This window comes from Microvirga soli (assembly GCF_016734765.1).
Taxonomy (GTDB): domain Bacteria; phylum Pseudomonadota; class Alphaproteobacteria; order Rhizobiales; family Beijerinckiaceae; genus Microvirga; species Microvirga soli.
In genome coordinates, this window is record NZ_JAERQE010000009.1 from 146,421 (window position 1) to 163,214 (window position 16,794).

The window sequence follows — 16,794 nt, forward strand, 5'->3', positions numbered from 1 at the left end:
ATCGGATGCAACTCAAAAGTGCATTCCACTTTTGAGTCCGATGCTCTGGTAACAATAACCACTGAGTCCTGCGGACAAGTGGGAGCCTTTTCCAGGCTCCGCCTTGCTCTCAAGCCTCCTGACCGGTACCAATCCTGTTCCATTGTTTTAGTACCGGACGAAAGACCGAAGTATTGCGGATCGTTTCTTTCGCCATAGCCCTTTTCCTGGCGACATTCCTGGGGCTTGCCTGGCCGACCTCCGGCTGGGCCGTGGAATCTGTGCGCGTCGACCCCAAGATGAAGGCCATCGACCTCACCCCGGCCATCGAGCGCTACAACTCGGACGGGGACGAGATCCGCATTTCCACTGCACCCGGGCGCGATGGCATCGTCCGCCGCATCGCCGTGAAAGCGCGTGAGGCCGGCACCCGACCCGACTGGATGGTCTTCGCGCTCACCAACGACACCGACGAGCAGATCGAGCGCCTCCTGGTCGCGCCGCACTTCCGCCTCACCGGCTCCGGCGTGATCTGGCCCGATCTCGGCGCGACCCGCATCGCGGCGATCACGGCGAGCCAGGGCATCCGGCCCGAGCGCGACGACAGTGAGGACGCCGACCTCTTCCTCATCACCCTCGATCCCGGCACCACCGTCACCTTCGTGGCGGAGCTGCGCTCCGACAACCTGCCCCAGGTTCATCTCTGGGATGCGGATGCCTATAAGGACCGGGTCAATGGCCTGACCCTCTACAAGGGTATCATCATCGGCATCGCGGGCCTGCTCGCCCTGTTCCTCACCATAGTGTTCGTGGTGAAGGGCGCCCTGATCTTCCCAGCGGCCGCAGCGCTGGCCTGGGCGGTGCTCGCCTATGCCTGCATCGATTTCGGCTTCTTCCAGCGCGTCTTCCCGATCACGGAAGCCACCGAGCAGATCTACCGCGCCGGCGCCGAGGCGGTGCTGGCCGCAACGCTCCTCGTCTTCCTCTTCGCCTATCTCAACCTCAACCGCTGGCACGTACGCTACAGCCACGTCACGGCCTTCTGGCTCCTGTTCCTCGGGGGTTTGGTGGCGCTCGCCATTGTCGATCCTCCCGTCGCCTCGGGCGTGGCGCGCATGTCGATTGCGGCCGTGGCCGGCATCGGCTTCGTCCTGGTGATCCACCTAGCGACGCACGGCTATGACCGTGCCGTGATGCTCGTTCCCACCTGGCTGCTCCTGGTCGCCTGGGTGACGGCGGCGAGCTTCACCGTGGTGGGCCAGCTCTCCTCCGATCTCGTCCCCCCTGCCCTGGTCGGCGGCCTTGTGCTGGTGGTCATGCTCATCGGCTTCACGGTCATGCAGCATGCCTTCGCCGGCGGCGGCTTCGCGCGCGGCTTCGTCAACGACACGGAACGCCGGGCGCTGGCGCTCACGGGGGCCGGCGACATCGTGTTCGACTGGGACGTGGTCTCCGACAACATCTTCGTCAGCCCCGAGGTCGAGCATCAGCTCGGATTGAAGCGCGGCTCGCTGGAGGGGCCGGCCTCCGCCTGGCTCGAGCTGATCCATCCCTTCGACAAGGACCGCTATCGGCTCGGCCTGGATGCCGTGATCGAGCAGCGCCGCGGCCGCCTGACCCAGGATTTCCGACTGCGCTCATCCACCGGCGCGCACAACTGGTTCCGCCTCCGGGCGCGCCCGGTGATCGGCTCGGACGGCGAGGTGCTGCGCATCGTCGGAACGCTCGCAGACGTGATGGACAGCAAGACCGCGGAAGAGCGCCTGCTGCACGATGCCGTGCACGACAATCTGACGAGCCTGCCAAACCGGCAGCTCTTCTATGACCGTCTGGAAGCGGCCCTCACCTTCGCGAGCCAGGACGACAATTTGCGCCCGACCGTCGTCGTCATCGACATCGACAAGCTGAAGGACGCCAACGCCACCGCTGGCTATGCCGCCGGCGACTCGATCCTGCTGACCCTGTCGCGGCGCCTCAGCCGCCTGCTGAAGCCGCAGGATACGCTGGCGCGCATCTCGGGCGACGAGTTCGCGATCATCCTGCTGTCCGAGCGCGAGACCGACCGCATCATCTCGTTTGCCGACATGGTGCGGCGCGTGGTGACGACGCCGTTCACCTATTCCGAGCGGGAGTTCTTCCTCACCGCTTCCATCGGCATCGCGCTTCACGATCCGCAGATCGCCGCGCGGCGCGAGGAGGTGCTGCGCAACGCTGAGATCGCCATGGCCCATGCACGGCGCAATGGCGGCGACCGGATCGAGGTGTTCCGGCCCACCATGCGGTCCGACCGCAGCGATCATTTCACCATGGAGACCGACCTGCGTCACGCCCTCGACCGGGGCGAGATGAAGGTGCTGTTCAAGCCTATCGTGCGCCTCGAAGACCGCACCATCGCGGGGTTCGAGTCCATGCTGCGCTGGGACCATCCGCGCCTCGGACGCGTCGGCCCTGAGGACTTCATGTCCATTGCCGAGGAGACCGGCCTCATCGTCAAGCTGAGCGTGTTCCTGCTCGAGCAGACCGGCCGTGAGCTGGCCGCGTGGCAGAACGCCCTTGAGGTGGAGCCGCCGATCTTCGCCAGCGTGAACATGTCGAGCCATCACCTGCTGCGTCACGACCTGCTGCAGGATGTGAAGACGGTGATCGCCCGCTGTGGCGTCATTCCCGGCACGCTCAAGATCGAGATGACCGAGAGCCTCGTGATGGAGAACCCAGAATACTCGGCCCAGATGCTGTCGCGCCTGCGCGACCTCGGCGCCGGTCTGTCGCTCGACGATTTCGGCACAGGCTATTCCGCCCTCGCCTATCTGCAACGTTTCCCGTTCGACACCATCAAGGTGGACGAATCCTTCGTGCGCCAGATGGCGGGCGGACGTCCCGTCATCCTGCGTTCTATCGTCAAGATGGCGCACGAGCTCGGCATGGAGATCGTAGCGGAAGGCGCAGAAAGCGAATCCGAGGCGATCGAGCTCTACCAGCTCGGCTGCGAATACGCACAGGGTCCAGTCTTCGGTGAACCGATGTCGACGCTGCAGGCGCGTCAGCTCGTGGGAGCTGCTCCGGCGGCGGCCTGACAGGCCGCACAGCCTGATCAGGCGTGGCCGGCTTCCATGGACAGCATGGCCGGCTCGATGCCAATCCGGCGCAAGGCCATCTCGTAACGCACATCAGCAGCCGTGTTGAAGACGATCTCCGCATCGGCCGGGGTGTTGAGCCAACCGTTGGCTTGCAGCTCCATCTCCAGCTGGCCCGCGCCCCAGCCGGCATAGCCTAGCGCCAGCACGGCGTTCTCAGGCCCGCGTCCGGCCGCAATCGCGCGCAGGATGTCGATGGTCGCCGTCAGGCAGATGCCGTCGTCGATGGGCAGGGTCGATTGGGTGAGGTGGAAGTCCGGCGAATGAAGCACGAAGCCACGGCTCGTCTCCACCGGTCCGCCCATCAGAACCTGCATGTTGCCGACCTTCTGCGGCAGGCGGATGCGCTCTACCTCAGGCACGATCTCGAGCTGAACCAGCAGGTCGGGCATGGTCACGTTGGCGGCAGGCCGGTTGAGGATGATGCCCATCGCCCCTTCCGCCGAATGGGCACAGATGAAGATGACGGCTCTGGCGAAGCGCTCGTCCATCATCCCGGGCATCGCCACGAGAAGCTGCCCGTCAAGGTATGTTGATTCGGTGCCATACGGTGAAAGTTGAGAGCCCATATCCTACAATCTGCCTTGCCAGGCTTGCCCGCCCGATCACAGGATCGTGGATGGCAGACCCGAGAATAAACGCATAAGGGAAGTGCCTCAGGGAGGCGTCAGTTCCATGGCATCCATGTTCCGCGCCGCTTCGGTTGCGTTTTTTTGTATTTTGTCCTTTGCCGCGGCTGTCGCGCAACCCATCAAGCCTTCCGCTTCGACCCAAGGGTTCCATTCCCGCGCCCGCCTGATTGCCGGCGGCGAGCAGGGAGAGCATCGGCTCGCCGGAATCGAGATCACTCTCGATCCGGGCTTCAAGACCTATTGGCGCAATCCGGGCGATTCAGGCCTGCCGCCCCGGTTCGACTGGTCAGGCTCGGAGAACGTCGCCAGCACCGAGATCCGGTGGCCGGCCCCCAAGCGGCATATGGATGCGGCAGGGGTCGCCTATGTCTACGGCAAGCAGGCGGTGATCCCGATCCTCGTAAAGCCCAAGGATCCGACAAAGCCTGTCAGGCTCGTCCTGGCGCTGGAATATGGGGTCTGCAACGACATCTGCATTCCGGCCCATGCGGACCTCACGTTGGATCTCACCGGCACCGGTTCGGAGCGCGAGGCCATCGAGGGTGCTCTGGCCAAGGTTCCGCTTCCTCAGCCTTTGGGAGCCCAGGCCGACCTGGCCGTCCTCTCCATCACTCCCGTCACCGGGGACAAGCCGACCTTCGCAGTCACGATTCGCACCCCGTCCGGCACGAAGCCCGCTCTCTTCCCCGAGGGGCCGGAGAACTGGTTCCTCTCAGCCTCCCACCCAGCCGACGGCGATCGCTTCACCGTCACGGTCGAGGAAAAGCCGAAGGACGCGTCGGGTCCCGTCCCCCTGCGCCTAACCCTGGTGGCGGGCGACAAGGCCATTGAGACGGAAGTCAGCCTCGACGCGAGCGGGCAGCCGCGCTAGGACAAAGGCAGCTATCCGCTCAGCTTTGGAGAACCTGCCCATGCCCATTCAGGTCGGTGAACGCCTGCCCCAGGTCACTTTCCGCGTCATGACGCCCGACGGGCCCGTGGCGAAGACCACGGACGATCTCTTCAAGGGTCGCAAGGTGGTTCTCGTCGCCGTCCCCGGCGCCTTCACGCCCACCTGCCACCGCAACCACCTGCCGGGCTACGTCCAGAAGAAGGACGAGATTCGGGCCAAGGGCGTCGATGCGATCCTCGTGACCGCAGTCAATGACGTGTTCGTGCTGGAAGCCTGGGGCAAGGCCTCGGAGGCCGAAGGCATCGAGTTCCTCTCCGACGGCAATGCGGATTTCGCCAAGGCCATCGGCCTGTCCATGGACGGTGCAGGCTTTGGCCTCGGCACCCGCTCCCAGCGCTATTCCATGGTGGTCGAGGACGGCGTGGTGAAGGCGCTGAACGTGGAGGATGCCCCCTCCAAGGCGCAACATTCCGGCGCCGAGAACCTCCTGAAGGACCTCTGAAGATCCACCTCTTTCGTCATCACCGGCCTTGTGCCGGTGATCTCGTTTCAGAGGAGTGCAGGCGCTTTTCACAATCGGGATGGCCGGGACAAGCCCGGCCATGACGCCGAGAGTTCGTGCGCAACGGTTAGGCGCTGGCCCTCCGGCCGTTCTTCTTGAACGGCTGCATCGCCGCAACGGCCAGCTCATCGACGCGGATGTTGATCGGGTCGTCCGCGTGGCCCTTCACCCAGTGCCAGGCGACATCGTGGCGAGCGGCCGCCTCGTCGAGTTCGCGCCAGAGATCCTCGTTCTTCACCGGCTTGTTGTCGGCGGTGCGCCAGCCGCGCCGCTTCCAGTTGTGCATCCATTGGGTGATGCCCTGGCGCACGTACTGGGAATCCGTGAACAGATCGACCGCGCAGGGACGCTTGAGAGCGTTCAAGCCCTCGATGGCGGCGCGAATCTCCATGCGGTTGTTGGTGGTGTGGGCCTCCCCGCCGGAGACCTCCTTCTCGCTTCCGTTGAAGAACAGGATCGCGCCCCAGCCACCCGGCCCGGGATTTCCCGAGCAGGCACCGTCGGTGTAGATCATCACGCGGTTAGGATCGGTCATGCTTCAAGTCCGTACTCTCGCGCGTGCTTCACGTGGCGGTGGAAATTGAGTTTGCGGTCGTATTCCAGCGGATCCTTGGGCTTCACCAGCGCGCCCGGCGGCACGTTGAGCCAGTCGACCAGCCGGGTCAGCATGAAGCGCATGGCCGAGCCGCGGCAGAGAATCGGCAGCGCCTCGACCTCCTCCGCATTCAGACGCCGCACGGCCTGATAGCCCACCAGCATCGCCCGGCCCTTGGTGAGATTGAACGAGCCGTCGATCTCGAAGCACCAGGCGTTGAGGCAGATGGCGACGTCGTAGGCGAAGGCGTCCGTGCAGGCGAAATAGAAGTCGATCAGCCCCGACACCTCCGAGCCGATGAAGAACACGTTGTCGGTGAAGAGATCGGCGTGAATAATGCCGGTGGGCAGACCGCGCGGCCAGGAGGCTTCCAGGCTGGCCAGCTCCCGCCGGGTCCGCTCCGCCAAGCCTGCAGAGACCGTATCCGCTTGAGCCTCGGCCTGCGCGAAAAGCGGTGCCCAGGCCTCAACCGTGAGGGCATTGGGTCGGTGCCCATCGAAATCGCGGCCGGCGAGGTGCAGCTTCGCCAAGGCGCCGCCGAGGGCGCCGCAATGCTGAGCCGTGGGGCGGCGAACCGCGATGCCATCCAGAAACGTGATGATCACGGCGGGCCGTCCGGCAACCCGGCCCAAGGGTTCGCCGCGACGGTTGTTGACCGGGAGCGGACAGTTCAGCCCTTTGCGCGCCAGATGCTGCATGAGGCCGAGGAAGAAGGGCAGATCGTCCTCCCGCACCCGCTTCTCGTATAGGGTCAGGATGTAGGAGCCCTTGGTGGTGTGGAGGAAATAGTTGGTGTTCTCCACGCCCTCGGCGATGCCCTTGTAGGAGAGCACCGTGCCGATGTCGTAGGTTTCGAGAAACGCCGAGAGTTCCTCGTCGCCGACTTCCGTATAGACTGCCACCGTTTACTCCGCCGCCTGCTCACGCAACTCGCGCGGCAAAGGAAAGAACACGCTCTCATCCGCCGTGGACACGCTCTCGACCGAGACCGCATAGCGTTCGGCAAAGGCGTCGATGATCTCCTCTACCAGGATCTCGGGCGCCGACGCCCCCGCCGTGATGCCGAGACTTCGGATGTTGCCGTATAGGCTCCAGTCGATGTCCTCGGCGCGCAGGATCAGGCGGACGATAGGGCAGCCCTCCCGCTCCGCGACCTCGCGCAGGCGCTGGGAGTTGGAGGAATTGGGCGAGCCCACCACGATCATGGCATCGACCTGCGGCGCGACCTGCTTGACGGCCCCCTGCCGATTGGTGGTGGCGTAGCAGATGTCTTCCTTGTGCGGCCCGAAGATGGTGGGGAAGCGCGCTTTGAGGGCATCCACCATGTCCTGCGTGTCGTCGACGGAAAGGGTCGTCTGCGTCACGAAGGCGAGGTTGTCGGCATCCGCCGGCTGGAGGCGGGCGATGTCGTCCACGGTCTCGACCAGGGTGACCGCTCCCTCGGGCAGCTGGCCCATGGTGCCGATGACCTCGGGATGGCCGGCATGGCCGATCAGGATGATGTGGCGACCCCGCTTATGATGGACCTGCGCCTCCCGGTGGACCTTGGTCACCAGCGGACAGGTGGCATCAATGGCAAAGAGGTTGCGGGCCTGGGCCGCTTCCGGCACCGATTTGGCGACCCCATGGGCCGAGAAGATGACCGGCGCCCCGGTGTCCGGCACCTCGTCGAGCTCCCGGACGAAGACGGCACCCTTCCGCTTCAGGTTTTCCACCACGTATTTGTTGTGCACGATCTCATGGCGCACATAGACCGGTGCCCCATGAATCGCGAGCGCCTTCTCGACGGCATCGATGGCACGGACGACCCCGGCGCAGAAGCCGCGCGGGGCACAGAGCAGAATGTCGAGGGGTGGCTTCGTCATGATGAGGCGATGTGGCGAGACGAGGCCCTTCCTGTCAAGCGGGAGCGACGCTTATTCGCGGCGGGGAATACGACGGATTCATTGTCATTCCCGGCCGGAGCACAGCGGAGGGGAAGGGAATCCACTCATCACCCTCAGCATTATGGATCCCCTTCCCTCGCTGCGCTTGGCCTGAGGATGACACTGAGCCCGTCATAGCCGGACTTGTTCCGGTCATCCACGTCTTGTTGCACCTGAGTCCTCATCCTGATGAGGAGGAGTTTCACCTCAGACCTGTGCGATCAGGCACGGGACAGGCCAACTGCCCTCAAGAATCGCTCGCACCTAAGCCCAAGAATCCCTACAACGGTGCAACACTCCCTCATTATCCCTGATCCCCATGGCATCCACCGCGTCCCACGTCAGCTTTCTTCCACCCATCCTGACCTTCTGCGGGGCGGCGGTCGTGGCCGTGCCGGTGTTCCGGCTCTTAGGCTTGAGCGCAGTGCTCGGCTATTTGGCGGCTGGCGTCGCCATCGGCCCATCGGGTCTGAGCCTTGTGGAGGACCCGCAGACGATCGCGACGGTGGCCGAGCTTGGGGTGGTGCTCCTGCTCTTCATCATCGGGCTCGAACTCAAGCTGTCCCATCTCTGGGAGATGAAGCGGGACATCTTCGGGCTTGGCTTTGCCCAGCTGACGATCACGGCGGTTCTCCTCGGCGCTGCCGCCATGGCCATCGGCTTCTCGCCGCCGGCCTCCTTCGTCACCGGGGTTGCCGTGGCGCTCTCGGCGACCGCCATCGCTCTCCAGATGCTGGGGGAGCGCAACGATCTGCCGACGCCCTATGGCCAGCGCTCCTTCGCGATCCTGCTGTTTCAGGATCTGTCCGTCGTTCCGCTCCTGGCCATCCTGCCCCTGCTGGCGTCTCGGGTTGGAGACCAGGGATCCCTCACGGACAGCCTTCTGGCGGTCGGCGTGGCACTTCTCGGCATCGCCGCCGTTGTGCTGATCGGCCGTTACGGGCTCAATCCCTTCTTCCGCATTCTCGCCCGCAGCGGCGCCCGTGAGGTCATGACGGCATCGGCCCTGCTTGTGGTGCTCGGCGCGGCGCTCCTCATGCAGGAGGTTGGCCTGTCCATGGCCATGGGGGCTTTCCTGGCAGGTCTTCTGCTTGCCGAATCCAATTTCCGGCACCAGCTGGAGGCCGATATCGAGCCCTTCCGTGGCATGCTGCTCGGCCTCTTCTTCATGAGCGTGGGCATGTCGATCGACCTTGCCCTCGTCCGCGAGCAGTGGGTGTTGCTCGCCCTTGCTGCCCCTGTCGTTCTCCTGGGCAAAACCCTCATCATCGCCGTCCTGTCGCGGCTGTTCGGCGCAAGCTGGCGCGACGGTCTGCGGTCAGGCACGATTCTGTGCACGGCCGGAGAGTTCGCGTTCGTGCTGATCCCGGTTGCAGCAGGGCTCGGCATCATGTCACCGGCGGAGGCGCAGCCGCTTACCGCGCTTGCCGCCATCACAATGCTGCTGGGACCGCTCCTGTCGACGCTCGTCGAGAAGCTTCTCAAGAACCATCGCGGTGGCGCAGACGAGCCGGACCTGGATGGATTGAATGTTCCCGAAGGCGAGCTTGAAAGCCGCGTTCTCGTGATCGGCTTCGGGCGGTTCGGGCAGATCGTGAACCAGGTTCTGTTGACGCAGGGCATCCAGGCGACGGTGATCGACAGCGACGTGGAGCGCATCCGGGACGCAGGACGCTTCGGGCTTCAGGTGTATTACGGCGATGGAACCCGCCTCGACGTGCTTCGTGCAGCAGGCGCGGAAAAGGCCGAGATGATCTGCATCTGCATCGACAATCAGGAAGCCATGATGAAGATCATCGAGATCATTCATGAGAACTTCCAGAATGCCCGCAGCTTCGTGCGCGCCTACGACCGCATTCATGCAATCGAGCTCATGAACCGCGACGTCGATTACCAGATCCGTGAGGTCTTCGAATCCGCCATCGTGTTCGGACGCGCCGCCCTGGAGGAACTCGGAACCGATCCTGAAATGGCCGCCCAGGCTGCCAGCGATGTCCGCAAGCGCGACATTGCCCGCCTCGTTCTGCAAAAGGAGGTCGGCGCGATGGGTGGGGCGGAACTCGTCGTGGGCTCCAAGATTACCCCCGAGCCACTCACGGCTCCCGCCGGCAAGGCGAGAGCGCTCAGCCCCGAGACACGCGACATCCTCGGCGAAGGGGTCATCTGATGGACGCAAGTCCTTCGACGGAAGAACTGGGCCGAAAGGCCGACACGCCGCGTTTTGTTGCCGGCTCCACCATGCGTCATGTGCTCGTCATGACGGGAACCGGCGCGGCTGGGCTTGTCGCGATCTTCATCGTCGATCTGGTGTCGCTTCTCTACATCTCCTGGCTCAACGACCCGAGCATGACCGCGGGCGTCGGCCTCGCTACCGTGGTGATGTTCTTCACGATCTCGATCAATGTAGGCCTGATGATCCCCATCGGGGCGCTCGTCTCGCGCTCTCTCGGTGCGCGCCGGCCCGATGATGCGAGGCGCCTGGCGACATCGTGCAGCATCCTCATGACGGCGATCGCTGCTGTGGTCAGCGTGATCGTTCTGCTCATGCTCCCCATCATCCTCAAGGCGTTGGGTGGGCATGACCGGACCTACGACGTTGCCTTGAGCTTTCTCTGGATCGCTCTGCCGTCCAACGCCGTGATGGCGCTCAGCATGGGACTGTCCACGGTATTGCGGGCCGTGGGCGATGCCAAACGGGCCATGTACGCCACGTTGTCCATCGCGGTCGTGACGGTGGTTCTCGATCCGATACTGATCTTTGGTCTCGAAATGGGTTCGGACGGTGCAGCGATGACGATCAACATCGCTCGGTTTGTGACGGCCTATGTGAGCTTCCGGTATGTGACACGCATCCACAATCTGCTGGCCATCCCCACCTGGAAGGGATTGCTGCACGATGCACGGCCCTTCTTGGCCATTGCAATTCCCGCCATCCTGACCAACATCGCCGCTCCGGCGGCAAACGCCTTCTTCACAGGCGTCGTCGCCCGGTTCGGGGACGAGGTCATCGCGGCCTCTGCCATCATCGATCGGGTCACGCCGGTGGCGTTTGCCGGACTGTTCGCGCTCGCCGGCGCCATCGGGCCCGTGTTGGGACAGAACTGGGGTGCGCAGCGTTACGACCGCATGAAGCAGATCCTGAAGGATGCCCTCACCATCACGGTGATCTATGTAGCTTGCGTCTGGCTCATCCTGTTCCTGGTGCAGGTGCCGCTGACCCGAGCCTTCAACGCCCCTGAGCAAACGGCCGAGCTCGTGCAGTTCTTCTGCCAGCTCAGCGGCTTCATCTGGCTCTTCATCGGGCTGGTTCTGGTGTCGAACGCCTCGTTCAACAACCTCGGCTATCCCCTGCTGTCGACTTTCTTCAACTGGGGCCGCGCGACACTCGGCATGATCCCGTTCGCTTATTTCGGAGCCCAGATGGCAGGCCCGAAGGGAGCGCTCGTTGGGATCGGACTCGGCTCTGTTGCGTTCGGTATTGCAGCGATCATCACGGCGTTCTGGACAATCCGGCGCCTGGAGAGGCAAGCTGTTCCGGTCGCCTGACCGTCAGGTACGGGCGCTCGTTGGCAAGGAGGCTGCGATGTTCAACTGGTTCGATCTGATGCGCCAGGCCCAGACCAGTGCAGCCATGGATGCACTCGCACGGCAGTTCAATCTCTCCGGCGACCAGCCGCAGCGGACCATGGCGGCCTTCATGCCGGCCTTCGCCATGGGCCTCCAGCAGGCTATGGCGTCGAGTGATCCCACCCGCGTGCTTCAATCCATGATGGGAGGCGCCTATCAGAACTTCTGGCAGGCGGCTGGCAATCCCTTCACGCCTCAGGCGCAGCAGGAGGGGCGCAAGCTGCTCGACCAGATCTTCGGCTCGGACGAGGTCAGCCGACGTGTGGCGCATCAGGCCGCCGGCTACGCAGGCATCAGCGCCGACACCATGCAGCAATTGCTGCCGGTGCTTGCCGGAATCCTGGCAGGCGGCACATCCCAGTGGATGATGGCCCACACGCACGCATTCCAGAATTTCACCAACCCGAAAGATGCCGGGCAGGCCCCGCCAGCAGCCAATCCGTGGGCCGATCTCTGGGCGAACTGGATGAAGGCCGCTTCGCCTGAGAAGAAGCCGGCCAATCCTTTTGAGGAAATGTTTGCAGGCTTCTTCCAGATGCCTCCGCCGGCAGAGCCGCCAAAGCCGGAGCCGCCATCCTCGTCCACATCCCTCGACGAGATGATGGAGAAAGGGCGCGAGATGCAGATGCAGTACCTCGCGTCCCTCCAGTCGATTTTCTCCGATGCCGACAAGGCCGGTGGCAAGAATTAGGCGCAGCGCTTGACCGGGGTCACGAACGGCACGACCGGTCGAGCGGATCTTGCCGAGTGATCGACCCTCTCACTTCGGGAATGTCGCTCTGCGCTTCGGATCAACACCCATGACGGATTGCGCAGAAGCGGCTCCAACAAAGCGCTCGACACATCACTCGGGGTGAGCCCAATATCCTTCAGCATGCGCTCATCCAGCTCGGCGAGGTGCCTGATCTCGCGGCGATGTCTGAGAGACTTGGCAAGGTTCGTCAGCGAACGGACGAACTGCCCCAGAACGGTCATGCCGGTGAAGGTCATTCTGGCTGGTGTTGTCTTGCTCATCGCTGGTCTCCTTGCTCTCACTCTTGATTCACTGGCTTTGGAAGACGGGCGGTAGTCTTCCTCTCACCTACCAATGACTTTCTGAGAGCAGCTACCAGGACGCTCTCATCTAAGTCTTTGATCTTGCTTGAATTTCAATCTCATGTGGGAGGTTTTACCAGATCTCTTTCATCACTTGAAACGATTGTTTGAGATATGTATCATCAAGCTAATTGATGATGAGGTTTGCGCCATGCACCTGCTCGACATTGACCAGCTGAGGACGTTCGTTGCCATTGCCGATACGGGCTCGTTCACCCGTGCGGCGGAGATCGTGCACAAGACGCAGAGCGCGGTGTCCATGCAGATGAAGCGCCTGGAGGACCGGGTCGGCAAGGCGATCTTCGAGCGCGACGGGCGCCTGTCGAAGCTCACCGACGAGGGCGAGCGGCTGCTGGACTATGCCCGCCGGATCGTGCGGCTGAATGCCGAATGCATGGCGTCCTTCAACGACAACGAGCTCACGGGCCGCGTGCGCCTCGGCCTTCCCGACGATTACGCCGACCGCTACCTGCCGGAGATCCTGGCCCGTTTCTCGCGTTCCAACCCCAAGGCCGAGGTGACGGTGATGTGCGAGCCCACGCACAACCTGATCGAGCGCATCCAGCATGGCGACATCGATCTGGCGATCATCACCCATGTGGACCGGCGCGGCCCGTCCGAGATCGTGCGCATCGAGCAGCTTCTGTGGGTCACGTCATCCCGCCACGGGGTGCATGAGGAGACGCCGATTCCGCTCGCGCTCGGCCGCCCCAACTGCGACTGGCGCCACTCGGCGACCGAGGCGCTGGAGGGCGCGGACCGGCCCTTCCGCATCGCCTATGTGAGCTGGCATTCGACCGCCGTGGGCGCGGCCGTGCTGGCCGGGCTGGCGGTGTCCGTGCTGCCGGAAAGCGCCGTGCGCCCCGGCATGCGGATCCTCGGGCCGTCCGACGGCTTCCCGGCCCTGCCCTCGTGCAAGATCGGCCTCATCCGCGCCCGCAGCGAGGAGAACCCGCTGGCGGATGCGCTCGGCTTCCACATCAAGCAGTCGCTCGACAATCTCGGCTCCACCCGCACGATGCAGCCGCTCGCGGCCGAGTGATCAGGCCTTCGAAGGCCGCCGCAGCACCAGCACGTTGCCGACGAGCGCCAGCACGACGCCGATGACGGCAAGCGGCGTCCACACATAGCCCTCGATCAGGGTCGAGACGGTGAGCGCCACGATGGGAAACAGCACCGTGGCGTAGCCCGCCCGCGCGGCCCCGAGCCGCCGCAGCAGGGTGAGGTACGACATGAAGGCCAGCACCGACGCGCCGATGGAGAGATAGAGCAGCGAGCCCACATACTTCACCGTCGGCTCGATGATGAAGGCATTGCCGCGCAACAGGTTGAGCGCCAGCAGCACCCCGCAGCCATAGGTCATGCCCCAGGCGGTGGCGGAGAGCAGCGGCACGCCCCGGCGCTGCACGACCGTCGAGATCATGTTGCCCGAGCAGAAGAACAGGGTGCCCATCACGCAGAGCGCCAAGCCCTGCAGGGCCGCCGCGTTGAAGCCCGCGCCCGTGATCTCCGGCCAGAACAGGAACACGATTCCCGCAACGCCGATCACGCCGCCGAGCGCCACCCGGGCCTCCGGCCTCTGGCGGAAGATCACGAAGCCGAGCACGAGGTTGAACACGGACGCCAGCGAAAACACCACCGAGAGCAGGCCGGACGGGATGCTCAAGCCGCCGTAATAGAACGAGATGAAGTTGAACGAGAACAGGCAGCAGCCCACCGCCGCGAAGCGCAGATGATCGGCCGCCGCGAAGCGCACCTTGTGGCCGGTGGCCAGCACCCAGGCCCACATGAGCGCGGCGGCCAGCAGGAAGCGCCACAGCACCGACATCTCCGGCGCCACGACGCCCAGCTGCGCCCGGATGCCGATCCAGCTCACGCCCCACAGGAACACGGTGGCGGCGTAGAGGCCGAGGGTCGAGCCGTCGATCCGGCTCGGGCTCTGGGCAGGCATGGCGGCGGTGGCGTGGCTCATGGGGTATCCGTTCGTGTCGTCGAGCTGCCGGAATACGCCCGATGAGCCATCACGACAAATGATGATATCTGATCGTTTCCCCTTGGAACGGTGATGAGACGTTCCAAGGCTCCCGCCTTGGAACGCCCTTGGAACGGCTTGGAACGCGCGCCAAGGCTTTGAGATTCCTCTGGAACGTCTTGGAACGGCCTATTCCCGCGAAACCCGCCCCTTCGCCGCCCAGGCCCGCACGGCCAGCAGGATCTCGCCGTCCGGTCCCGTGGGCAGCCGGGCGCGGAGCCGCTCGCGCAGCTCCTCCCGGGCCGGCTCGGAAAGCGACATGCAGTATTTGGGCGCGGAGCCCGTGCCGCCGAGGAAGGGCGTCCAGTAATCCTCAAAACTCTCGAACGCGGCGGTGATGTCGATAGCCCGCACCTCCACGCTCTCGAGGCCGGCACCGGTGAACAGCGCCCGCAGCGGGCCGGGCCGGCAGACGGGCGCCTTCACCCCGTCGTCGAAGTCCAGCGCCCGCGGGTCGAGGGCGGCCGCCACATCGAAGAAGTGGCGCATGATCTGCATGTGCCCGGCATAGTCCCACACATAGAGCCCGACCATTCCGCCCGGCCGCACCACCCGGGCCATTTCGGCGAGCGCCGCCGCCTTGTCGGGCAGGAAGTTCAGCACGAGGCCGGAGACCGCGAGGTCGAAGGCATCGTCCGCCTCGGGCAGCGCCAGCGCATCCCCTTGCCGGAACGTCGCCCGCGAGTCGGACACCCGCGCCCGCGCCAATTCGAGAAAGCCCGGCGCGCTGTCGATCCCGACGATCCGCGCAACCGTCGCTTCCTCCAGCAGGGCGGCGGTCAGGATCCCGGTGCCGCAGCCGATATCGACGCAAGTCTTGTCCGACAAATTCCCGCCCGACCAGGCCCCGCCCGATCCATCGCCGAGCCAGTCCACGAAGCGCGGAGCGACCTGCCGGCTCCAGCGGCCCATATAGCGTTCATAGGCGTCTCCCGCGCCCCACAGACCCGGCTCGATCGGCATCGGACAAACCCTCCGCGCCCCCGGGGTGGAGTGTACGGCGCAGGCTCACGCGCGGCAACGCGCCCGAAACGTGGCTGATCTCTGTCATCCCCGGCGGCCGAAGGCCGGGAAGGGGATCCACGATCACGTTCAGCGCCATGGATTCCCTTCCCCTCCGCTGCGCTCCGGCCGGGAATGACACGTTACCGGTCAGGGCTCACATAGTGTGACTGTCGGCCCCGGAATGACGGTGGTGCGCCAAACCTTGACGCCATCGCTGCGAACATAATCTTGTTCATGGTTTGTACTCGTTCCAGACGAAGAGCCGATGTTCATGACGCACAGCGACCCCGCCCCTCCTTCCCCAGAATCGTCCGGCCCCGACCCGTCTGCCCCGGCAAATCCCCGGGACAAGCTCAGCCCGGAGCGGATCGCCGAGCTGCGCGAATGGGTGGAGGGCTCCACCCTCCCCCTCAAGCGCATCGGGGACGCGCTCGGCGTCTCGGCCTCCACCCTGTCGCGCTATGCCGCGCAAGGCGGGTGGCGGCGTCCGCCGGGCGCGGCAACCGCCACCCGCAGCGCAAAACCCACCCCGGAGCCGGAGTGCCGGCGCAAAGCGCCCCGTCCCGTCACGGGCGAGCGGCGCCAGGAACTCACGGAAAAGCTCTGGCGCCTCGCCGAGCGGCACGCGGAGGAGCTGGAGCACCAACCCATCGCCCACGCCCAGCGCGCCCTCCAGCCGCTCGCCCGCCTCACCCGGACGCTGGGCGAAATGGACAAGCACGCCCACCCGCCCTTAGCCCCAGGACAATACGAGATCGACGCCCCCAAACCCCGGCGCAGCCTGAGCGAGTTGCGCGACGAACTCGTAGCCCACCTGGAGCGCATCGAGCGCGAGGAAGGCAAGCACTGGGACATCCGGGAATGGTCGTTTGAGAATGGCGGGGGGATTTGAGATGATACGAATTCTAGCAATCACAACCATGACAGCCACTAACTTAAAGACAGATCTTTATCGGCACCTTCAGACCTAGGAAGACGAGTGAAGCTATTGCCTGATTATGAGCGTCAGAATACTCTGTATGCAATAATATGTATGTGGAGGGGGCAGTGACAATTACAGGCGCGGCATCAGGTATCGTTGGGAAATTACTCGCCTCAGGCGCTTACCGCATGGGAAGCTTAGTTTTCCAGAAAGTTGCGCGTCTCCAGAAAATCGATTTCGCGCTCAAGGGAAGTATTTCCAAGAATCCCTTGGTGAAGACAGCTCTGGACGATCTCGAAAGAGTTATGGGTTCTTACCTCGACTTTGGCCAATCAGGCGGCTTGGCAGAGCGCGTAAACCAAGCCTCGTTGAAGGGCCTGTGAGGGTTTCGACA

At 64.3% G+C, this 16,794-nt stretch carries 16 protein-coding genes; 9 read left to right on the top strand and 7 right to left on the bottom strand.

What is annotated here, in order from left to right; genetic code table 11:
* Positions 1–173 precede the first annotated feature (173 nt).
* Positions 174–3,053, top strand: a complete 2,880-nt coding sequence (locus tag JKL45_RS10870) for an EAL domain-containing protein (RefSeq protein WP_201861147.1) — start codon at positions 174–176, stop codon at positions 3,051–3,053.
* 17 nt (positions 3,054–3,070) lie between these two features.
* Here JKL45_RS10870 and JKL45_RS10875 read toward each other — a convergent pair whose 3' ends face one another.
* Positions 3,071–3,682 carry a YqgE/AlgH family protein gene (locus JKL45_RS10875; protein ID WP_201861148.1) on the bottom strand — a complete coding sequence of 204 codons (612 nt, stop codon included), beginning with the start codon at positions 3,680–3,682 and terminating at the stop codon, positions 3,071–3,073.
* Between the two features lie 106 nt (positions 3,683–3,788).
* On the opposite strand from JKL45_RS10875, the gene JKL45_RS10880 reads away from it, so the two are divergent.
* Together JKL45_RS10880 and JKL45_RS10885 are read left to right on the top strand one after the other, a co-directional pair.
* Positions 3,789–4,616 carry a protein-disulfide reductase DsbD domain-containing protein gene (locus tag JKL45_RS10880; protein WP_201861149.1) on the top strand — a complete coding sequence of 276 codons (828 nt, stop codon included), beginning with the start codon at positions 3,789–3,791 and terminating at the stop codon, positions 4,614–4,616.
* 40 nt (positions 4,617–4,656) lie between these two features.
* The gene (locus JKL45_RS10885; RefSeq protein ID WP_201861150.1) at positions 4,657–5,139 is read left to right on the top strand and encodes a peroxiredoxin; all 483 of its coding nucleotides are present in this window, start codon (positions 4,657–4,659) and stop codon (positions 5,137–5,139) included.
* Between the two features lie 127 nt (positions 5,140–5,266).
* Here the strand turns inward: JKL45_RS10885 and rnhA are convergent, their stop codons facing one another.
* From rnhA to ispH, 3 genes are read right to left on the bottom strand one after another with little or no spacing between them, the layout of a single operon-like run.
* Positions 5,267–5,734, bottom strand: coding sequence for a ribonuclease HI (rnhA, locus tag JKL45_RS10890; protein ID WP_201861151.1), 468 nt, complete (start codon positions 5,732–5,734; stop codon positions 5,267–5,269).
* Entirely contained in the window at positions 5,731–6,696 is a 966-nt protein-coding gene (locus JKL45_RS10895) for a homoserine kinase (RefSeq protein WP_201861152.1), read from the bottom strand. Before JKL45_RS10895 ends, rnhA begins: the two co-directional genes overlap by 4 nt.
* A gap of 3 nt (positions 6,697–6,699) precedes the next feature.
* Positions 6,700–7,659 (bottom strand): 4-hydroxy-3-methylbut-2-enyl diphosphate reductase, encoded by a 960-nt coding sequence (gene ispH / locus JKL45_RS10900; RefSeq protein ID WP_201861153.1) that lies wholly within the window; start codon positions 7,657–7,659, stop codon positions 6,700–6,702.
* 379 nt (positions 7,660–8,038) lie between these two features.
* Here ispH and JKL45_RS10905 point away from each other — a divergent pair, with 379 nt between their 5' ends.
* Genes JKL45_RS10905 through JKL45_RS10915 form a run of 3 tightly spaced genes read left to right on the top strand, consistent with a single transcriptional unit; the run spans position 8,039 to position 12,037 of the window.
* Positions 8,039–9,886, top strand: a complete 1,848-nt coding sequence (locus JKL45_RS10905; RefSeq protein ID WP_201861154.1) for a monovalent cation:proton antiporter-2 (CPA2) family protein — start codon at positions 8,039–8,041, stop codon at positions 9,884–9,886.
* The gene (locus JKL45_RS10910) at positions 9,886–11,265 is read left to right on the top strand and encodes an MATE family efflux transporter (RefSeq protein ID WP_201861155.1); all 1,380 of its coding nucleotides are present in this window, start codon (positions 9,886–9,888) and stop codon (positions 11,263–11,265) included. Before JKL45_RS10905 ends, JKL45_RS10910 begins: the two co-directional genes overlap by 1 nt.
* 37 nt (positions 11,266–11,302) lie before the next feature.
* On the top strand, positions 11,303–12,037 hold the full coding sequence (locus JKL45_RS10915; protein ID WP_201861156.1) for a DUF937 domain-containing protein: 735 nt from the start codon (positions 11,303–11,305) through the stop codon (positions 12,035–12,037).
* On the opposite strand, the gene JKL45_RS10920 is transcribed toward JKL45_RS10915, so the two are convergent.
* Positions 12,034–12,360 carry a DUF1127 domain-containing protein gene (locus JKL45_RS10920; protein WP_201861157.1) on the bottom strand — a complete coding sequence of 109 codons (327 nt, stop codon included), beginning with the start codon at positions 12,358–12,360 and terminating at the stop codon, positions 12,034–12,036. The genes JKL45_RS10915 and JKL45_RS10920 overlap by 4 nt on opposite strands.
* 232 nt (positions 12,361–12,592) lie before the next feature.
* On the opposite strand from JKL45_RS10920, the gene JKL45_RS10925 reads away from it, so the two are divergent.
* The gene (locus JKL45_RS10925; protein ID WP_201861178.1) at positions 12,593–13,483 is read left to right on the top strand and encodes a LysR substrate-binding domain-containing protein; all 891 of its coding nucleotides are present in this window, start codon (positions 12,593–12,595) and stop codon (positions 13,481–13,483) included.
* Here the strand turns inward: JKL45_RS10925 and JKL45_RS10930 are convergent, their stop codons facing one another.
* Both JKL45_RS10930 and JKL45_RS10935 read right to left on the bottom strand, forming a co-directional pair.
* Complete coding sequence (locus tag JKL45_RS10930; protein ID WP_201861158.1) at positions 13,484–14,413, bottom strand: DMT family transporter; 930 nt, start codon at positions 14,411–14,413, stop codon at positions 13,484–13,486.
* A gap of 189 nt (positions 14,414–14,602) precedes the next feature.
* A complete protein-coding gene (locus JKL45_RS10935) occupies positions 14,603–15,436 on the bottom strand; it encodes a class I SAM-dependent methyltransferase (protein ID WP_201861159.1) in 834 nt (277 codons plus the stop codon).
* 313 nt (positions 15,437–15,749) lie between these two features.
* Between JKL45_RS10935 and JKL45_RS10940 the strand changes: the two genes are divergently transcribed.
* Both JKL45_RS10940 and JKL45_RS10945 read left to right on the top strand, forming a co-directional pair.
* The gene (locus JKL45_RS10940) at positions 15,750–16,370 is read left to right on the top strand and encodes a hypothetical protein (RefSeq protein ID WP_201861160.1); all 621 of its coding nucleotides are present in this window, start codon (positions 15,750–15,752) and stop codon (positions 16,368–16,370) included.
* 155 nt (positions 16,371–16,525) lie between these two features.
* Entirely contained in the window at positions 16,526–16,783 is a 258-nt protein-coding gene (locus JKL45_RS10945; RefSeq protein ID WP_201861161.1) for a hypothetical protein, read from the top strand.
* Positions 16,784–16,794 lie beyond the last annotated feature (11 nt).

Coding starts and splice junctions, on each gene's coding strand:
- JKL45_RS10875 (WP_201861148.1), bottom strand. CDS start 3,682: ATGGGCTCTCAACTTTCACCGTATGGCACCGAATCAACATACCTTGAC.
- JKL45_RS10880 (WP_201861149.1), top strand. CDS start 3,789: ATGGCATCCATGTTCCGCGCCGCTTCGGTTGCGTTTTTTTGTATTTTG.
- JKL45_RS10885 (WP_201861150.1), top strand. CDS start 4,657: ATGCCCATTCAGGTCGGTGAACGCCTGCCCCAGGTCACTTTCCGCGTC.
- rnhA (WP_201861151.1), bottom strand. CDS start 5,734: ATGACCGATCCTAACCGCGTGATGATCTACACCGACGGTGCCTGCTCG.
- ispH (WP_201861153.1), bottom strand. CDS start 7,659: ATGACGAAGCCACCCCTCGACATTCTGCTCTGTGCCCCGCGCGGCTTC.
- JKL45_RS10905 (WP_201861154.1), top strand. CDS start 8,039: ATGGCATCCACCGCGTCCCACGTCAGCTTTCTTCCACCCATCCTGACC.
- JKL45_RS10910 (WP_201861155.1), top strand. CDS start 9,886: ATGGACGCAAGTCCTTCGACGGAAGAACTGGGCCGAAAGGCCGACACG.
- JKL45_RS10915 (WP_201861156.1), top strand. CDS start 11,303: ATGTTCAACTGGTTCGATCTGATGCGCCAGGCCCAGACCAGTGCAGCC.
- JKL45_RS10920 (WP_201861157.1), bottom strand. CDS start 12,360: ATGAGCAAGACAACACCAGCCAGAATGACCTTCACCGGCATGACCGTT.
- JKL45_RS10925 (WP_201861178.1), top strand. CDS start 12,593: ATGCACCTGCTCGACATTGACCAGCTGAGGACGTTCGTTGCCATTGCC.
- JKL45_RS10930 (WP_201861158.1), bottom strand. CDS start 14,413: ATGAGCCACGCCACCGCCGCCATGCCTGCCCAGAGCCCGAGCCGGATC.
- JKL45_RS10935 (WP_201861159.1), bottom strand. CDS start 15,436: ATGCCGATCGAGCCGGGTCTGTGGGGCGCGGGAGACGCCTATGAACGC.
- JKL45_RS10940 (WP_201861160.1), top strand. CDS start 15,750: ATGACGCACAGCGACCCCGCCCCTCCTTCCCCAGAATCGTCCGGCCCC.